This is a genomic window from Streptomyces griseus subsp. griseus (assembly GCF_000720255.1).
In the GTDB taxonomy this organism is placed as follows: domain Bacteria; phylum Actinomycetota; class Actinomycetes; order Streptomycetales; family Streptomycetaceae; genus Streptomyces; species Streptomyces griseus_I.
Genome location: NZ_JOJE01000008.1, coordinates 1 through 15,997, shown reverse-complemented (window position 1 = coordinate 15,997; position 15,997 = coordinate 1). Strand labels below are relative to the sequence as shown.

Annotated in this window: 14 protein-coding genes and 1 pseudogene; 10 read left to right on the top strand and 5 right to left on the bottom strand. The window is 72.5% G+C overall.

Going from position 1 to position 15,997, the window contains the following annotated elements; all coding sequences use genetic code 11:
- Positions 1-109: 109 nt before the first annotated feature.
- The 5 genes from IG99_RS14000 (at position 110) to dnaK (ending at position 7,128) form a co-directional block, all read left to right on the top strand.
- Positions 110-2,263: a phage holin family protein gene (locus IG99_RS14000; RefSeq protein ID WP_078947710.1), complete on the top strand. Its 2,154-nt coding sequence runs from the start codon at positions 110-112 to the stop codon at positions 2,261-2,263.
- A gap of 208 nt (positions 2,264-2,471) precedes the next feature.
- Positions 2,472-2,897 (top strand): OsmC family protein, encoded by a 426-nt coding sequence (locus IG99_RS13995; RefSeq protein ID WP_037673638.1) that lies wholly within the window; start codon positions 2,472-2,474, stop codon positions 2,895-2,897.
- A 129-nt stretch (positions 2,898-3,026) separates the two neighbouring features.
- A complete protein-coding gene (locus IG99_RS13990; protein WP_037673636.1) occupies positions 3,027-4,415 on the top strand; it encodes a magnesium transporter CorA family protein in 1,389 nt (462 codons plus the stop codon).
- Positions 4,416-4,418: 3 nt separating this feature from the next.
- Positions 4,419-5,177, top strand: a complete 759-nt coding sequence (locus tag IG99_RS13985; RefSeq protein WP_037673634.1) for a glycerophosphodiester phosphodiesterase family protein — start codon at positions 4,419-4,421, stop codon at positions 5,175-5,177.
- Between the two features lie 58 nt (positions 5,178-5,235).
- Positions 5,236-7,128: a molecular chaperone DnaK gene (dnaK, locus tag IG99_RS13980; RefSeq protein ID WP_037673633.1), complete on the top strand. Its 1,893-nt coding sequence runs from the start codon at positions 5,236-5,238 to the stop codon at positions 7,126-7,128.
- 67 nt (positions 7,129-7,195) lie between these two features.
- Here dnaK and IG99_RS13975 read toward each other — a convergent pair whose 3' ends face one another.
- The 4 genes from IG99_RS13975 to IG99_RS13960 all read right to left on the bottom strand — a co-directional run bounded on the left by IG99_RS13975 (position 7,196) and on the right by IG99_RS13960 (position 11,890).
- Positions 7,196-9,406 carry a M48 family metalloprotease gene (locus tag IG99_RS13975; RefSeq protein ID WP_158973180.1) on the bottom strand — a complete coding sequence of 737 codons (2,211 nt, stop codon included), beginning with the start codon at positions 9,404-9,406 and terminating at the stop codon, positions 7,196-7,198.
- A gap of 37 nt (positions 9,407-9,443) precedes the next feature.
- On the bottom strand, positions 9,444-10,055 hold the full coding sequence (locus IG99_RS48720) for a hypothetical protein (protein ID WP_037673630.1): 612 nt from the start codon (positions 10,053-10,055) through the stop codon (positions 9,444-9,446).
- Between the two features lie 132 nt (positions 10,056-10,187).
- Complete coding sequence (locus IG99_RS13965) at positions 10,188-11,009, bottom strand: SAM-dependent methyltransferase (protein WP_037673629.1); 822 nt, start codon at positions 11,007-11,009, stop codon at positions 10,188-10,190.
- 17 nt (positions 11,010-11,026) lie between these two features.
- On the bottom strand, positions 11,027-11,890 hold the full coding sequence (locus IG99_RS13960; protein ID WP_037673628.1) for a helix-turn-helix domain-containing protein: 864 nt from the start codon (positions 11,888-11,890) through the stop codon (positions 11,027-11,029).
- Between the two features lie 216 nt (positions 11,891-12,106).
- On the opposite strand from IG99_RS13960, the gene IG99_RS13955 reads away from it, so the two are divergent.
- Complete coding sequence (locus tag IG99_RS13955; protein ID WP_037673627.1) at positions 12,107-12,799, top strand: GAF and ANTAR domain-containing protein; 693 nt, start codon at positions 12,107-12,109, stop codon at positions 12,797-12,799.
- A 31-nt stretch (positions 12,800-12,830) separates the two neighbouring features.
- On the opposite strand, the gene IG99_RS13950 is transcribed toward IG99_RS13955, so the two are convergent.
- Positions 12,831-13,673 (bottom strand): helix-turn-helix domain-containing protein, encoded by an 843-nt coding sequence (locus tag IG99_RS13950; protein WP_037673626.1) that lies wholly within the window; start codon positions 13,671-13,673, stop codon positions 12,831-12,833.
- A 121-nt stretch (positions 13,674-13,794) separates the two neighbouring features.
- Here IG99_RS13950 and IG99_RS13945 point away from each other — a divergent pair, with 121 nt between their 5' ends.
- The 4 genes and pseudogenes from IG99_RS13945 to IG99_RS13930 form a co-directional block, all read left to right on the top strand.
- Positions 13,795-14,100: a 4a-hydroxytetrahydrobiopterin dehydratase gene (locus IG99_RS13945; RefSeq protein ID WP_037673623.1), complete on the top strand. Its 306-nt coding sequence runs from the start codon at positions 13,795-13,797 to the stop codon at positions 14,098-14,100.
- Between the two features lie 54 nt (positions 14,101-14,154).
- Positions 14,155-14,901, top strand: coding sequence for a class I SAM-dependent methyltransferase (locus IG99_RS13940; protein ID WP_037673621.1), 747 nt, complete (start codon positions 14,155-14,157; stop codon positions 14,899-14,901).
- 69 nt (positions 14,902-14,970) lie between these two features.
- A pseudogene (locus IG99_RS45340) lies at positions 14,971-15,258 on the top strand (transcriptional regulator); the annotation flags it as partial.
- Positions 15,259-15,436: 178 nt separating this feature from the next.
- Positions 15,437-15,997: rhamnogalacturonan endolyase family protein (locus tag IG99_RS13930; protein WP_037673616.1), on the top strand; the 561-nt coding region annotated here is incomplete at its 3' end.

Below are 15,997 nucleotides of genomic sequence, written 5' to 3'. Positions count from 1 at the left end.
CGTGCACCGCACCGTGTGCCGAGTGCGCCGCCGGGCCGGGGACGCCGTATGACAGGGTGGAGATCGAGCCCCCGCGGGCGGCGGGGCCGGGACGTGAGGTGTGCTGGGCGTGCGTGAGGGGCGTTGGCGGCGGGCCGTCAGTCAGGTGGGGCGAAGCATCGCCGTTTGGGCGGTCTCCACCGTCACCATGCTCGTGCTCGCGGGCCTCCTGCCCGACTTCCAGCTCCAGTCCGCCGACGACCACAGCACCACGCAACTCGCCGTGACCGCCGGTATCGGCGCCGGTGTCTTCGGTCTGCTGTCCGCTCTGGTCTGGCCCCTCCTCGTACGGCTCCTGCTGCTCGTCCCGGCGCTCGTGCTGGGACTGCTGGTCTTCTTCCTCAACGGCTCGCTGCTCCTGCTCGCGCTCAGACTCAACCCCTCCGGCGACAGCGAGGCCGCACCCGAGACGGCCGTCATCGTCGCCGCCGTGATGTCCGCCGTCGCCTCCGCCACCGGCGCCGCCCTGGCCGTGCGTGACGACGACGCCTACCGCCGTCGCCTCTACCGCCTCGCCGACCGCCGCCGCAGAGGCGGGCCGCCCTGTCCGGCCTGCCCCGGAATCGTCTTCATGCAGCTCGACGGCGTCGGCCACGACGTCCTGGAGGACGCCGTCCGCAAGGGCGTCATGCCCACCGTCGCCCGCTGGCTCGGCGACGGCACGTCGAGCGTCCCCACCCATCGGCTCGCCCCCTGGCGCACCGACTGGTCCAGCCAGACCGGCGCGAGCCAGCTCGGCATACTGCACGGCAGCAACCACGACGTCCCCGCCTTCCGCTGGTACGAGAAGGAGACCGGCGAGGTGATGGTCAGCAACCGCCCGACCAGCGCCGCCGAGCTCCAGCGCCGCGCCGTGGAACGCAGCGGCGACGACGGACTGCTCGCCCTCGACGGCGCCAGCCGCGGCAACCTCTTCAGCGGCGGCGCCGGCGAACAGGCCCTCGTGCTGTCCATAGCCACGCGCCGGCGCAGCCGGGAGAACCGCTCCCGGGCGGGCTACTTCGCCTACTTCAGCGACCCTGCCAACGCCGTGCGCACCGCCCTGTCCTTCGTCGCCGAGGTCGGCCGCGAGACGGGTCAGTCCGTACGGGCCCGGCTGCGCCGACAGCGCCCACGCGTCGGACGCGGCGGCCTCTACCCCCTCGTCCGAGCCTTCGCGACCGTCGTCGAACGCGACGTCGTCGTCGCCGCGGTCATGGGCGACCTGCTCGCCGGACGCACCGCCGTCTACGCCGACCTCGTCGCCTACGACGAGGTCGCCCACCACTCCGGGCCGCGCAGCCGGGACGCCGAGAAGGTCCTCGAACGACTCGACCGCTCCCTCGCCCTCATCGAGAACGTCGCCGAGCACGCCCCCCGCAGATACCGCATCGTCGTCCTCTCCGACCACGGCCAGAGCCCCGGCGAGACCTTCCGCGCCCGCTACGGCCTCACCCTCGGCGACCTGGTGCGGGCCGGCTGCGGCCTGCCCGTGCCCCGCACCGCCGAGCGCACCCGCAGCGGCACCGAGGCCCGCGCCGCCGTACGCGCGGCGCTGCGCCGGCCCGTCGAGGAGGGACGCGCCCACCACCGTCCCGTGGGCCGCGACTCCGAGCCGGTCGTGCTGGCCTCCGGCAACCTGGGCCTGGTCTCCTTCCCGGACGTGCCGCACCGGATGAGCAAGGAGGAGATCGACGCCCGTCACCCCGCGCTGCTGACCACGCTCGCCAACCACCCCGGCATCGGCTTCCTGCTGGTGCGCAGCGAGGAGCACGGCGGGCTCGTGCTCGGCGCGCGCGGCGCGGAGACACCGCTGCACGAACTCACCGACGACATGCCCGGGGTGCTCGCCGACTTCGGCCCCGGCGCCGCCGACGCGGTGCGCCGCACCCACTCCTTCCCGCACACCGCCGACATCATGGTCAACTCATTCCACGACCCGGCCGACGGCGAGGTCCTCGCCTTCGAGGAGCAGATCGGCTCCCACGGCGGCCTCGGTGGCGCCCAGGCCAAGCCGTTCCTGCTGTCCCCGCTCGTCCTCTCGTCACCCGTCGCGGACGACGAGCACCTCGTCGGCGCGGAACAGGTGCACCAGGTCCTGCGCCGCTGGCTGGAGGAGTCCAACAGCCCCCAGGTGCCCCTCCAGACCGGAGATGGCCGCGAGGATCGCGAGGGCCGCGAAGGCCGTGCGGAGAGCGGAGGCCGGGAAGACCGCGAGGACCGCGAGGACCGCAGCGTCGCCTGACCGGCACCGACCGGCACCGACCGGCACCGATCGGCACCGACCGGCCCCGACTGCTCCGAATCAGCCCCCGCCGGGGCCCAAGCCGGCGGCCGCCGTGCCCCCTCCGCCACACCCCCATGCGCAGGCCCTCCGCGTGCGCCGAGCGGGAGTGTGATCGGATGGGGCACAGAAACCCGTCCAACGGGAAAACCACGCGAAAGGAAGCACCGTGGCAACCACGCGCACCGCACACACCGTCTGGGAAGGCAACCTGCTCGAGGGCAACGGCGTCGTCACCTTCGACTCCTCCGGCATCGGCCAGCAGCCGGTGTCGTGGCCGTCGCGCGCCGAGCAGGCGAACGGCAAGACCAGCCCCGAGGAGCTGATCGCCGCCGCCCACTCCAGCTGCTTCTCCATGGCCCTCTCCCACGGCCTCGCCGGCGCCGGCACCCCGCCCACCAAGCTGGTCACCAACGCCGACGTCACCTTCCAGCCGGGTGAGGGCATCACCGGCATCCACCTCACCGTGGAGGGCACGGTCCCCGGCCTCGACAACGACGCGTTCGTCGCCGCCGCCGAGGACGCCAAGAAGAACTGCCCGGTCAGCCAGGCCCTCACCGGCACGACGATCACCCTGTCGGCCAAGCTCGCCTGACCCGGCAGCCCACCGCACGGCACTGTGGGCCGCCCTACGGGGTGGCCCACGGGCCCGCCGGTTCGGCCACGGAGGGCGGGGTATAACGCCCTGCGCCGGTACGGCGGAAAGGGCGTCGGAAGGATGAGGATGCTGCCGGGAACCTCGGACCACGGCCGGGTGCTGGACTCCGCCGTCCGCGAACACACCCGGATCCTGCTGCTGTTCAGCCTGGCCGGCCGGGTCTTACCGGAGCTGGGGGAGCCGCGACGCCTCGTCGACTGCTTCGACTTCGGCCGCTTCACGCCCCATCTGCGTTCCAGCGAACCGCTGTTGCCCGTGACGATCCTGTCCGAACGTGTCGCGCCCGAGGAGTTGCGGCTGCCGTCCGGGGCCCGCGGACTCGCCCTCGCCGGGGCGCGCGTCCTGGTCGTCACCACCCCGCGCGGCGACGCGACCCTCCTGGTGGACTGCGACTTCGCCGACGAGACCCCGTCCGGCGCCCTCGCCCCGTGGCTCGCGGCCACCTGCTTCGACCGCGCCGGCCTCACCCTCGCGGACCGGCCGCTGCTCGACGCGCTGACCGAGCGGCTCGGTCTGCCGGAGCCGCTCGCGTTCGGCCAGAACGTCCACCAACTCGTCTTCCCCGGTGGCCGGCTCGCGCGCGACCTGCTCGCCACGGTCGACCACGAGGACCCCCGGCTGTCCACCCCGCTCAGCGAGATGATCTACCGCGGCAGACTCCCCAGCCTCGGCACCGCCCACGCCGGGGTCATCGTGCCGCCGCACATGAGGAACCCCGGTGTGACCGTCTCCGCGCACGGCAGAGGCGTCTCCGTCCAGGCGGGCTGGGCCCCGCACGTCGAGAACGGCCTGGCCCTGGTCGCCCTGGGCATGGTCTCCGCCCAGGCCGTCCTGCAGCGCACCCGGCTCGCCGCGTTCGGGATGATGCGCGCCAACGAACAGGCATCCGCCGACTCCCCGTCCGGGATCCGTGCACTGATCTCCCGGCTGTCGGCAGGCGTCAACGAACTCCAACTCGATCTCGCCTTCGGTGTGGAGGCCTACGTCGACAGCCTGCTGATCCCCGAGATGGTCATGGAGGGCTTCCAATCCTCCCTGCGCGACGCGCTCGGCGTCCGCGACACCCTCGACAACTCCGCCCGCATGGTCGAGCGGCTCACCTCCGTGATCAACGCCCGCTCGGCGGCCCTCGACGCCGCGCTCGCCGAGCGGGACGACCGCCGCGACCGTACGATCTCCGGACTCGTCGCCGCCGCCACGCTGATCGCGCTGCCGCCGACGCTCCTGCTGGCGTTCTTCGGGGTCAACGGCACCAACGTCGACGAGCACCGCTCCATCCTCGACCTGCGAGAATACGGCGCGGCCTACGCGGTGGCCTGGCTGCCCTTCATCATGCTGGTCCTGATCGGCTACGTGCTGCTCAGGCGGGCCGGCGGGCGCTCCAGCACCCTCCTGGCCGCCCCCGACGACCCCCGGGCACACGTGCCCGCCCCACGCCCCTCATCCGGGAGGTGACCCGTGCCGCGACGCCCCGCGGTCTCCGCCCACCGCGGCGGCTCCGAGCGCTTCGGCCCGGCCACCCGGGAGGCGTACGAGGACGCGGTCGCCTCCGGAGCGGAGTACGTCGAGTTCGACATCCGGCGGACCGCGGACGGCGTCTACGTCGTCCACCACGACCCGCGCGTCAACGGCACCGGGCCCGAGCTGGCCCGGATCACCCACGCCGAGCTCAGCGACCGCGCCGGGTTCCCCGTGCCCACCGTGGACGAGGTCATGGAGCTGATCGCCGGCAGGCTCATCGGGCACCTCGACCTGAAGGAGGTCGGCCACGAGCGGGAGCTGATCGACCGGGCGATCGCCCGGCTCGGCCCCGACGGGTTCGTCGCGACCACCCTGGAGGACCGGTCGATCGCCGAGATCACCGGCGCCTTCCCCCAGGTGCGCACCGCGCTGTCGCTGGGCCGCGACGGCAAGGAGGTGGGGACGGCACGATTGGCCCGCACCCGGGCGAGCGAACTGTTCCCCATGCGGCGCCTGCGGGCCTGCGGGGCCCACGGGGTCGCGGTACACCAGCGGCTCGCCCGGGCCAACGTACTGCGTGAAGCGGCCCGGCACGGGCTGTTCACCATGGTGTGGACGGTCAACGACGACACCGCTATGCGGGCCTTCCTCACCGACCCGCGCGTGGACGTCCTGGTCACCGACCGGCCCCGGCGGGCCGTGCAGCTGCGCGGGGAGCCGCATCGAACCCCCGCGGCGGGGAACGTGTCCCATTGACAGGAGCGCACTCAGGTTCTGAGCTGGAGTGGAGGCTTCCTGGCGGAAGGGGACAGCGATGGGACGTCCGGTCGGGATCGATCTCGGGACCACCAACTCCGTGGTGGCCGTCCTGGAAGGCGGCGAACCCACGGTCATCGCGAACGCGGAGGGAGCCAGGACCACACCATCGGTCGTGGCGTTCGCCAAGAACGGCGAGGTGCTCGTCGGTGAGGTGGCCAAGCGGCAGGCGGTCACCAACGTCGACCGTACCGCCCGCTCGGTCAAGCGCCACATGGGCGACGCGCACTGGCGCTTCCCCGACCAGGGCGACGTGGACGGCACCCGCTACCGCGCCCAGGAGCTGTCCGCGCGGGTCCTGCAGAAGCTGAAGCGGGACGCCGAGTCCTACCTCGGCGAGGACGTCACCGACGCCGTGATCACGGTGCCCGCCTACTTCGACGACACCCAGCGGCAGGCCACCAAGGAGGCCGGTGAGATCGCCGGCCTGAAGGTCCTCAGGATCATCAATGAGCCCACCGCCGCCGCCCTCGCCTACGGCCTCGACCGGGGCGAGGAGCAGACCGTCCTCGTCTTCGACCTCGGCGGCGGCACCTTCGACGTCTCCCTGCTGGAGATCGGCGACGGCGTCATCGAGGTCAAGGCCACCAACGGCGACACCCACCTCGGCGGCGACGACTGGGACCAGCGGATCGTCGAATACCTGGTCAAGAAGTTCAAGGGCCAGAACGGCATCGACCTCGGCAACGACAAGATGGCGCTGCAGCGGCTGCGCGAGGGCGCCGAGAAGGCGAAGATCGAGCTGTCGTCGTCCTCCGAGACCACGATCAACCTCCCCTACATCACCGCCTCCGCCGAGGGCCCCCTGCACCTGGACGAGAAGATGACGCGCGCGCAGTTCCAGGAGCTCACCGAGGATCTGCTCGACCGCTGCAAGAAGCCCTTCCACCAGGCCGTCAAGGACGCGGGCGTGAAGCTGTCCGCGATCGACCACGTGATCCTCGTCGGCGGCTCGACCAGGATGCCCGCGGTCACCGCGCTGGTACGGGAGCTGACCGGCAAGGACCCGCACAAGGGCGTCAACCCGGACGAGGTCGTCGCGGTCGGCGCGGCCCTCCAGGCGGGCGTCATCCGCGGCGACGTCAAGGACGTCCTCCTCCTCGACGTCACCCCGCTGTCCCTCGGCATCGAGACCAAGGGCGGCATCATGACGAAGCTCATCGAACGCAACACCACGATCCCCACCCGGCGTTCGGAGATCTTCACCACGGCCGACGACAACCAGCCCTCCGTCGGCATCCAGGTCTACCAGGGCGAACGCGAGATCGCCGCCTACAACAAGAAGCTCGGCGTCTTCGACCTCACCGGCCTGCCGCCCGCCCCACGGGGCGTCCCGCAGATCGAGGTCGCCTTCGACATCGACGCCAACGGCATCATGCACGTCTCCGCGAAGGACCTCGCCACGGGCCGCGAACAGAAGATGACCGTCACCGGCGGCTCCGCGCTGCCCAAGGACGACATCGACCGCATGATGCGGGAGGCCGAGCAGTACGCCGAGGAGGACCGCAAACGCCGCGAGGCCGCCGAGACCCGCAACCAGGCCGAGCAACTCGTCTACCAGACCGAGAAGTTCCTCCGCGACAACGCCGACAAGATCCCCGCCGACACCACCTCGGAGGTGGAGTCCGCGGTCACCGAGCTCAAGCAGCTGCTGGAGCAGAACGCCGACACGGCCGCCCTGCGCGACGGCGTCGAGAAGCTCGCCGGCGTCAGCCAGAAGATGGGCCAGGCCATGTACGCCCAGGCCCAGCAGGAGACACCGGCGGAGGGCACCCCTGGCCAGGATCAGCGGGACGAGCACGGCCGGCAGGACCGGCAGGACGACGACGCGGTGGTGGACGCGGAGATCGTCGACGACGAGGACCGGGACGCGAAGGGCGGGGCCGCCTAAACCGGCTCTCCTCCGTGGGTGCCGGTCCGTGGGTGCCGGTCCGTGTGTACAGGTCCGGGTGCGCCGGTCAGCGGTGCTGTCCCGTGGTGCGCCGGTGCCGGTGCCCGGGCTCACCTCGCGGACCGGCCGGGCGCGGCTGCGGGGCGACGTCGGACGAGGTGGCCGGGGCAGGCACCGGGGAAGCCGGAGCGGGCGCCGGCGAGTCCATCGCCGAGCCGCGGCGGTGGCGGTGGCGGAAGGCGTAGACGGCGGCCGCCGAGATCCGGCCGGCCGCCGCGACGCCGGTCGCGGCCACGCCGATCAGCAGGCCCGGCAGTACGCCCTGCAAGGCGGTCCCCGCTGACTGGAGAAAGCCCGCGCCCGCGCCCACGGCAAGGCAGACCACGGCGTACCTGGTGCGACGCCGGAACTCGGCGTCGTGAGGGGCGGCTGCCGCACCGGCCAGGACGCCGACGCAGCAGACCAGGCCCAAGGCGGCCACCAGGGCGAACGGCGCGTCGGGAGTCTTCACCAGGAGGCCGGCCGCCACGGTGACGGCGCCGACCGCCGCGGCGGCGGTGACGGCATGCGCCAGCAGGAGTCGCGGCCCCGTCACGTCCGGAGCCTCGGTCCGTGTCACCGGCTCGTCCGGGACCAGCGGCACGGGAGCGGGCGGCTGTCCCGGCCGTCGGCGAAGCAACGCCGACAGCCCGCCGCTGAGCAGTGCCACTCCGACCACCACGGCGCGGAGGTACGGGGCAGTTCCGTCGGGAAGAGCCGTGGGGAACCAGGCGGCCGTGACGACCACGCCGTACGCGCCCGCCCACCAGGACACCACCCGTGGTCCGCACACGGCGTCGCACGCGAGGGCGAACAGGGAGAGCGCCAGGACCGACAGCGCCGCCGTCAGCGCGAGGCCGAGCCCGAGACTGTCGGTGATCGGGCTCCACCACATCGTGCGGAGCTGCACGGACCGGTCCCCGAACGCCTGGCCCGGCTGGAGCGCGCACCCGGCGCACAGCCCTGCGAACAGCCCCAGAGCGAGCAGCGCCAGCCGCCCCACCATGGCGCGCCCACCGCGCACACCGCCCCACGCGGCGACCGTGTGCCGGATCCCGGCGCCCAGGACGGCACCGGCGGGCAGGAGCAGGGGGAGCGCCAGCCAGGTGTAGACGGGCCGCAGCGTGGCGGGCTTCAGAAGGTCCAGGCGCAGCCCGCTCAGCATGATGTCGAAACTGTTCCCCATCAGTATGTTGACGGCCAGCAGGGCGACACAGCCGGTCAAGGCGGCGTCCCAGACGGTGAGTTCACCGGCCAGGGAGGAGTGGCGCAGGGCCGCCCTGCGGCGCCGGAGGGCGGGGTGGGTGGCGAACGGCAGACCGGTACCGCCGCGTGCCTCGGCCAGATCGGCGAAGAAGGTGTCCAGCTTCCGTCGCCGTTCCTTGCCCGCGTCCGTCCCGAGGGGGCCGCCACGTACGGCGAAGGCGTCGGCGTGCAGTTCCCGGGACTGAAGGAAAGTGTTGCGGGCCGCGTACAACAGGCAGGCGAGCAGGGCCAGATGGAAGGAGAGCCGCAGCAGGTACGGGCCGTCGCCGGCGTCGCCGGACACGGCGAAGCAGAAGGCGGCGGCAAGCAGCACGGTGAAGGCTCCCCACAGCGCGGTGACGCCGTGGGTGACGTCGAGGTCGCGGTGGCGGATGTGGCCGAGTTCGTGGCGGACGACGACCTCGAAGGTGCCCGGGTCCTCGTCGAACAGCGTCGCCATGCCGCTCGCGAGCTCGATGTGACGACGCCCCCAGTGCCCGAACGCCACAGCGTTCTTGGTGTACTCGTCGGCGTTCAGCCACACCCCGTGCACGGTCACCCCGGCGTCGTCAGCCAGCCGGAACACGGCGTCGGCGAGGTCCGGTCGGTAACCGAGGGCTGCGCCGACGCGCGGTGTGGGGCGCAGGCGGAGCAGGCGGCGGAAGAGGATCTGCTGGTACGGGCTGAGCCAGTACAGGACGAAGCCCCCCACCCCCAGGACGCCCAGCGCGAGCCCCACCCGTGACTCACGTGGGTTCACCGCCTGCGGGCAGTGCTCCTCCAAGTACCGTTTCAGGGCCGGTTCGTACTTCTTCGCCACCCGTTGCGGGGGCCAGACCGGAACCTGGCGAAGGATCTCGCGTTCCACCGGGGACATCGGCAGGGTCAGCTGGAACTCCCTGAGCGCACCCGGCCAACACAGACCGCTGGCCTCGAGGTTGGCTTCCTGACGGCTGGTGGTGGCCGGAAGGGCGATCGTGACTGCGGCGGCCATCAGGGCGACACAGAAGAGGAAAGCGCGTACGAGCACGTCAGCGCCCGGTCGCCGCTGAGTCTCCGTCTTCGGGTGGGGTTCCGGGTGGGCTCTGGTCCGCTGTGGGTTCGGGCTGGGGGTTCGTCGCCAGCATCTGGACCAGTTCCGCCAGCACCGAGTCGGCCACCCGTTCGGCCCGTTGCGCGGAGACATGGCGCAGGGCGCCCGACAGCGCGGCCGCACGCCAGCGGGCCAGCTCCGCGGCGGTCGGCGCGGGCGCTGCGGCGACCGGCGGCGCAGCGGGTGCGGTGGGCTCGGCCGGTTCGACCTCCGCCCGCCGCCGGCGGCGCGCCACCCGGTCCACGAGGCGCGAGGTCAACCGGCTCACCAGCTCGGCCGACATCACTCCCAGCACCCCGACCGCCGCCGACAGCGCCGCGGGTGTCACCACGTCGGCCGCCAGTCCGACGACGTCGAGCGACAAGGGCCGGCGCCTCCACAGCCGGGGGCGGAAGTAGCTCCGGGCGCGCCGCTCGAAGAGCGGGAGCTCCTCCGGGGCGACCTCGGTCACCACCGGCTCGGCCAGTGCCCGCGCGAGCAGACGGCGTTCCGCGTCGAGCCGCCACGGGCTCGTGGACGGGGCGGTGCCGGATGGTGTCGGAGTCCTCATGAGTGTGCGTCAGCCCCCCGCCGCGTCGTTACTCCCGCCGCGACTCCATGCATTCCGGACATCGGCGCATGTGTCGCAGCGTGTCGCAAGTATGGACCCGAATTGCTCGGCCTGTCCGGTGGTCGGCGGGAGTCAGGCCTTGCGGGCCACCCCCGCGTACACCGGCACTATGCCCTCCGCCTGCAGGGCCACGTCCTGCGGCTCCGGCCGCCACCCGGACACCGGGATCAGGCCCGGCCCGAGCAGCTCCAGGCCCTCGAAGAAGCGCGCGAACCCGGCCAGGGAGCGCGGATGGAAGGGCGTGCCGCCGCGCCGGAAGTGCTCGGCCGCCTTCCCGACGGCCTCCGGGTTCAGGTCCGGGGTGACCTGGGACAGGATCAGATGGCTGCCCGGCGCGAGCGCGTCGACGTACCTCTTCAGCAGGCCGTACACGTCGTCGCCGTCGGGCTCGTCGTCCAGATAGTGGGTCAGTGCCACCAGCGACAGCGCCACCGGCCGGGTGAAGTCCAGGGATTCGGCGGCCCGGGCCAGCAGGGTGTCGACGTCGCGTACGTCGGCGTGCGCATAGGTCGTGCCGCCCTCGGCGGAGCCGCGCAGCAACGCCTGCGCCTGTCTGAGGACGATCGGGTCGTTGTCCGCGTAGACGACCCTCGACTCCGGCGCGACCTGTTGCGCCACCTGATGCAGGTTGGGCTCCGTGGGGATGCCGGTGCCGATGTCCAGGAACTGGCGGATCCCCGCCTCGGCGACGGTCCGGACGGCCCGCTGCATGAACCGGCGGTTGGCCCGCGCCCCGCGCAGCACGCTCCCGTCCACGGCGAGGATCCGGCGGGCCAGCTCCTCGTCCACCGGGTAGTTGTCCTTGCCGCCCAGCCACCAGTCGTACACCCGGGCAGGATGCGGTCGGCTGGTGTCGATGCGCGGGGGCGGGGCGTCGGTGTCGGATCCGGCCATGGGTCGGCTTCTCCCGCTCAGAAGTTCTCGCGGCACTCGCGCAGCAGCTTGCTGGTGCGCTCGGCGGACGCGGCGTGTGTCGTCATGTGGTCCAGGACCTCCAGGTGCGCGGAGACCTCCGCGCGGGAGTCCAGGTACAGGGCACCGGTCAGATACTCGGTGACCACCAGGTCCGGCAGTTCCGGCTCGGCGAAGCGGAACAGGGAGAAGGGCGCGTACGTCCCCGGGTGCGGCCCGTCCGCGAACTCGGCGACCTGGAGGGTCACCCGGTCGCGCTCGGTGTACTCCAGCAGTTTGTCCAGCTGGTCGCGCATCACCTCGGGCCGGATGCTCACCGGGCGGCGCAGCACCGTCTCGTCCATGATCACCCACAGGTGGGGCGGGTTCGGGCCGTCCAGCAGCCGCTGCCGGGCGACGCGCAGCGACACGTGCCGCTCGATCGCCTCCGGCGTGGTCTGGCCGATGGTGCCGGAGTCGAGGACGGCGCGCGCGTACTCCTCGGTCTGGAGCAGTCCGGGCACGAAGTGCGGCTCGTACGAGCGGATCATCCGCGCCGCGCCCTCCAGGCTCACGAACAGGCTGAACCAGTCCGGCAGCACATCGTGGAACCGCTGCCACCAGCCCGGCTTGTTCGCGTCCTCGGCCAGCGCCACGAAGGCGGTCGCCTCGTCCGGGGGCACCCCGTACGCCTCCAGCAGCACCTGGAGGTACGGGATCTTCAGGGATACCTCGGCCATCTCCATCCGCCGCACGGTCGCGGGCGCCACGTGCAGGACGCGAGCCGCCTCCTCACGCTTGAGGCCGGCCGCCTCGCGCAGCTCCTGAAGCCGTTTGCCGAGCACCACCTGGCCCACCGTGGGCGCCGGCCGCCGCTCACTCACGCCACGTCTCCCCTGCGCGCCGAAGGATCCGAGCCAGTGTGTCATGTTCCGGCCGCCATCTCACGGGGGCGGCGGGACGAACTTGTCACGTGGGACGCGGGAGACACGATCAGGCAAGCCGTCGAAGTACTTTCCGAATGCCGGGGAAGGAGCGCCCTCGTAGGGCTTCCCCGTGTGCAAGGCCGGGGAAGGGGTGATCGAGGCGGGTGGTGGCGGATGGAGTGGCGTGAGTACGCCGAGCAGATGGCGCTGCTCGCGCGGGATCTGCTGGCGCAGGACTCGGTTCAGGCGACGCTGGACGAGGTGGCGGCCTCCGCGGTGAAGCTGGTGGAGGGCTGTGACGCGGCCGGGATACTGGCGGTGCGCAAGGGCCGGGCGGTGACCCTGGCCGCCTGCGGCAACAACGTGGAGGAATGCGACCGCTTGCAGGGTGAGTTGGGCGAGGGACCCTGTTTTGATCTGGCCCGCCGCAAGGACGGCGACCGCGTGTACCGGATCGCTGACCTGACCCGGCCCCAGCCCACCTGGGAGCGGTTCGCGGCCCGGGCCCGCGCGCTGGACATCGGGAGCATGACCGGCGTGCTGCTCTACACCGACAACGAGGACTTCGGCGCGCTGAATCTGTATGCCCGCCGACCCGGCGCCTTCGGCGAGGACATCGAGACGGCCGGCTGGCTGCTGGCCTCCCACGCCGCCGTCGCCCTGGCCGACGCCCGCACCATCGATCAGCTCGAGCACGCGGTGGAGACCCGGCACGCCATAGGCGAGGCCATGGGCATCCTCATGGAACGCCACCACTTGAGCGAGGACGACGCCTTCAGCGTGCTGCGCCGCATTTCCCAGCACCACAACATCAAGCTGCGCGACGTCGCCCAGCGGGTCCGGGCGGAACGCACCGGCCCGGCCTGATCACCCGGACCCTGGCGAGCGCGGGTGCGTGTCAGGCCGTCAGCGAGTGAAGGTACTTGACCGTCGCCGGGTCGGCCGGGAGGAACGTCTCGATGGCCAGCTCGGCGACCGTCACGTCCATCGGCGTGTTGAAGGTGGAGATCGACGAGATGAAGGACAGCGTGCGGCCCTCGTGGTCGATCCGCATCGGCAGCGCGAAATACGGCACCGGCTCGGCGGGTTCGTCCCCGGGCGCCGCAGCCCCGGGCTCCGGCTCGGGCAGCGGGTAGGCCGCCACCTCCTCGTACAGCGCCCGTAGCGGCTCCGACCGGTACAGGGCGATCTGACGTTCCATCTGGGCGAGGAGATGGCCGCGCCACTCCCGCAGGTTGCGGATGCGCGGCGCCAGCCCCTGGGGGTGCAGCGTCAGCCGCATCGCGTTCAGTGGGGGCGTGAGCAGGGACTCCGGTACGCCCTCCAGCAGCATCGTGATGCCCCGGTTGGCGGCGACCACGGTGTACGTCGCGTCGACCACCAGCGCCGGGTAGGGCTCGTAGCCCTGGATCAGCCGCTCCATACCGGCGCGCAGCGCGTCCAGCGCCGGGTCGTCGAGCGGGGTCTGCCGGTAGTGCGGGGCGTAACCGGCCGCCAGCAGCAGCGCGTTGCGCTCCCGGACGGGTACGTCCAGGTGCTCGGCCAGCCGCAGCACCATCTCTTCGCTGGGCCGGGAGCGTCCCGTCTCGACGAAGCTGATGTGCCGGGCGGAGGAGTCCGCGCGCAGCGCCAGCTCCAGCTGACTCACCCGCCGTCGCTCCCGCCACGCCCGCAGCAACGGGCCCACGCCCTTGTCGACGGGAACGGCGGAGGCGGCGGGACCGGACGCGACAGTGGTCATGGGCACGACCGTACACAAGGCAGGCCCGTGGGCGCCCCGGCCGGACGCCTGACCAGGGCCGGGGCGCCGCTCCTGTGGCAGGCTGGACAGGTACGTGCCACCCAGGAAGGGAGCGACCGTCATGCCCCCCGAGCCGCTGTCGCAGAAGGAGATCGAGGAGCGCCTGGCCGAGCTGCCCGGCTGGTCCCTCGACGGGGACCGCATCACCCGCGTCTACCGGCTCGCCGACCACTTCGCGGCGACCGCCCTGGTCATCCACATCGCCCAGGTCCAGGAGGAGCTCGGCCACCACTCCGACCTGACCCTCGGCTACAACACGGTCGCCCTCGCGGTGAACACCCACAGCGCGGGCGGAGCCGTCACCGAACAGGATTTCGAGCTGGCGCGCCGCGTGGAAGCGCTGGCTCCAGGGCACGGGGTGCGGTGACGGAGGCCGAAGGAGCACCGGAAAGCGGCCGGCTACGGCGACGGGGGAGCGGACGTGCTGGACTACGACGAGGAAGCCGAGCGCTACGACGTCTCCCGCGGGGGTGAGCCCAGGGCGGCGGCCGCCGCCGAGGCCGTCCTGAGCCTCGTACCGCCCGGGGCGCGCAGTCTGCTCGACGTCGCCTGCGGAACGGGCATCGTCACCCGGCGCCTCGCGGCCCGGGACGGTCTGCGGGTGACCGGTGTCGACCTCGCCCGGACCATGGCGCGGCATGCTGCCGCGCGGCTGCCGGGTGCCGTCGTGCGCGCCGACAGCCGGCGACTGCCGTTCCGGGACGGGGAGTTCGACGCCGTCAGCAGTGTGTGGCTGCTGCACCTCGTGGAGCCGGCCGAGGAGGTGCGGCGGGTCGTCGCCGAGTGCGCCCGGGTGCTGCGGCCGGGCGGGGTGTACATCACCACGGTCGACAAGGGCGCCTCGCACAATGTGGGCAGCGACATCGACGCCGTGCTCGCCTCCCGCCCGCGCCGCGCGGCCTCCGACGCCGTCGCGCTCGTCGAGTCGTACGCCCTCGCGAGCGGTCTGGTCCCGGCCGGCCGGGCCGGCTTCCGCGGCCGGGGCCAGGGGCGCAGCCCGCGCCGGGCCGTGGCGGACCTGCGGCGGGGCTGGTTCGTCACGCTGCCGCCCGGTGAGCCGCTCGCCGACCGGTTCGCCGCCCGGCTCGAGGCCCTGCCCGACCAGGACCGGCCGCGCCCCGACCCCGAGTTCACCCTGCGGGCGTTCCGGCGGCCGTCGGACGCGTGAATTCCATGACCCAGTTGGTCAGCCAGGCCTCCCCGCCGTCCAGCGAGAACGCCTGCTCCCGACGGACTGGTGCCGAAGGCAGGCCGCTGGTACCTCGTGGCCGGCCCCGGCCCGCGCACCTTCCGCGTCGATCAGATCCTCGAACTCGCCGACATGGACAAGACGTTCACCCGCCCGGACGATTTCGCGCCGGCCGCCTACTGGACGGCGTACCAGCGCCGCTTCCAGCAACGCCTGTACCGCGACGAGGTGTTGGTGCGCCTGGCGCCGGGTGCGAAGCTCGCCGGGGCGGTGAGGGCCGACGGTGACGCGGACGCGGATGGCTGGATCCTGGCCACCGTCCCCATCGAGTCCGTCGACCACGCCCACGCCGAATTCCTGCGTCTGGGCGCCGACATCGAGGTTCTAGGACCCCCGGGCTCCGCGAACGCATCGCCCGGACGGTCGCAGAACTGGCCGGAAGGTACGGCAACGCGCGGGTGGCCCGCGACGACTGAGAGAGCGGAACCCGTCCGTCCTCCAGGAGGTTCGTCCCGTGCAGCACCCGCACCCCCACAAGCACCGCAGACGACCGACCGCCGTGGCCGCCGCCCTGACCGCCGCGACGGCTCTGACCGGCGCCGGACTCACCGCGCTCGACGCCGGCACGTCCCCCACGCTCGAACTCACTCGCGCGGGCGGTACCCCCATGGCAGCCACCGCCCGCCAGGTGGAGAAGCTCGACCGCGGAGTCGTCAGCGTCCACACCGACAGCGGCAACCTGATCAGCTGGCGCTGGCTCGGCACCGACCCCGACAGCGTGTCCTTCAACGTCTACCGAGCCGGTACGAAGGTCAACTCCGCCCCGATCACCGGCTCCACGAACTACTTCCACTCCGGCGCGCCCAACTCCGCCGACTACACCGTCCGCCCGATCGTGAACGGCGTCGAGCAGGCCGACTCCGTCCACGCGATCCAGTTCCGCACCGGCTACAAGGACGTCCCGATCAGCCCGCCCGCCGGGGGCACGACCCCCGACGGCGTCGCCTACACCTACGAGGCCAACGACGCCTCGGTGGGCGACCTCGACGGCGACGGCGCGCTGGACTTCGTGCTG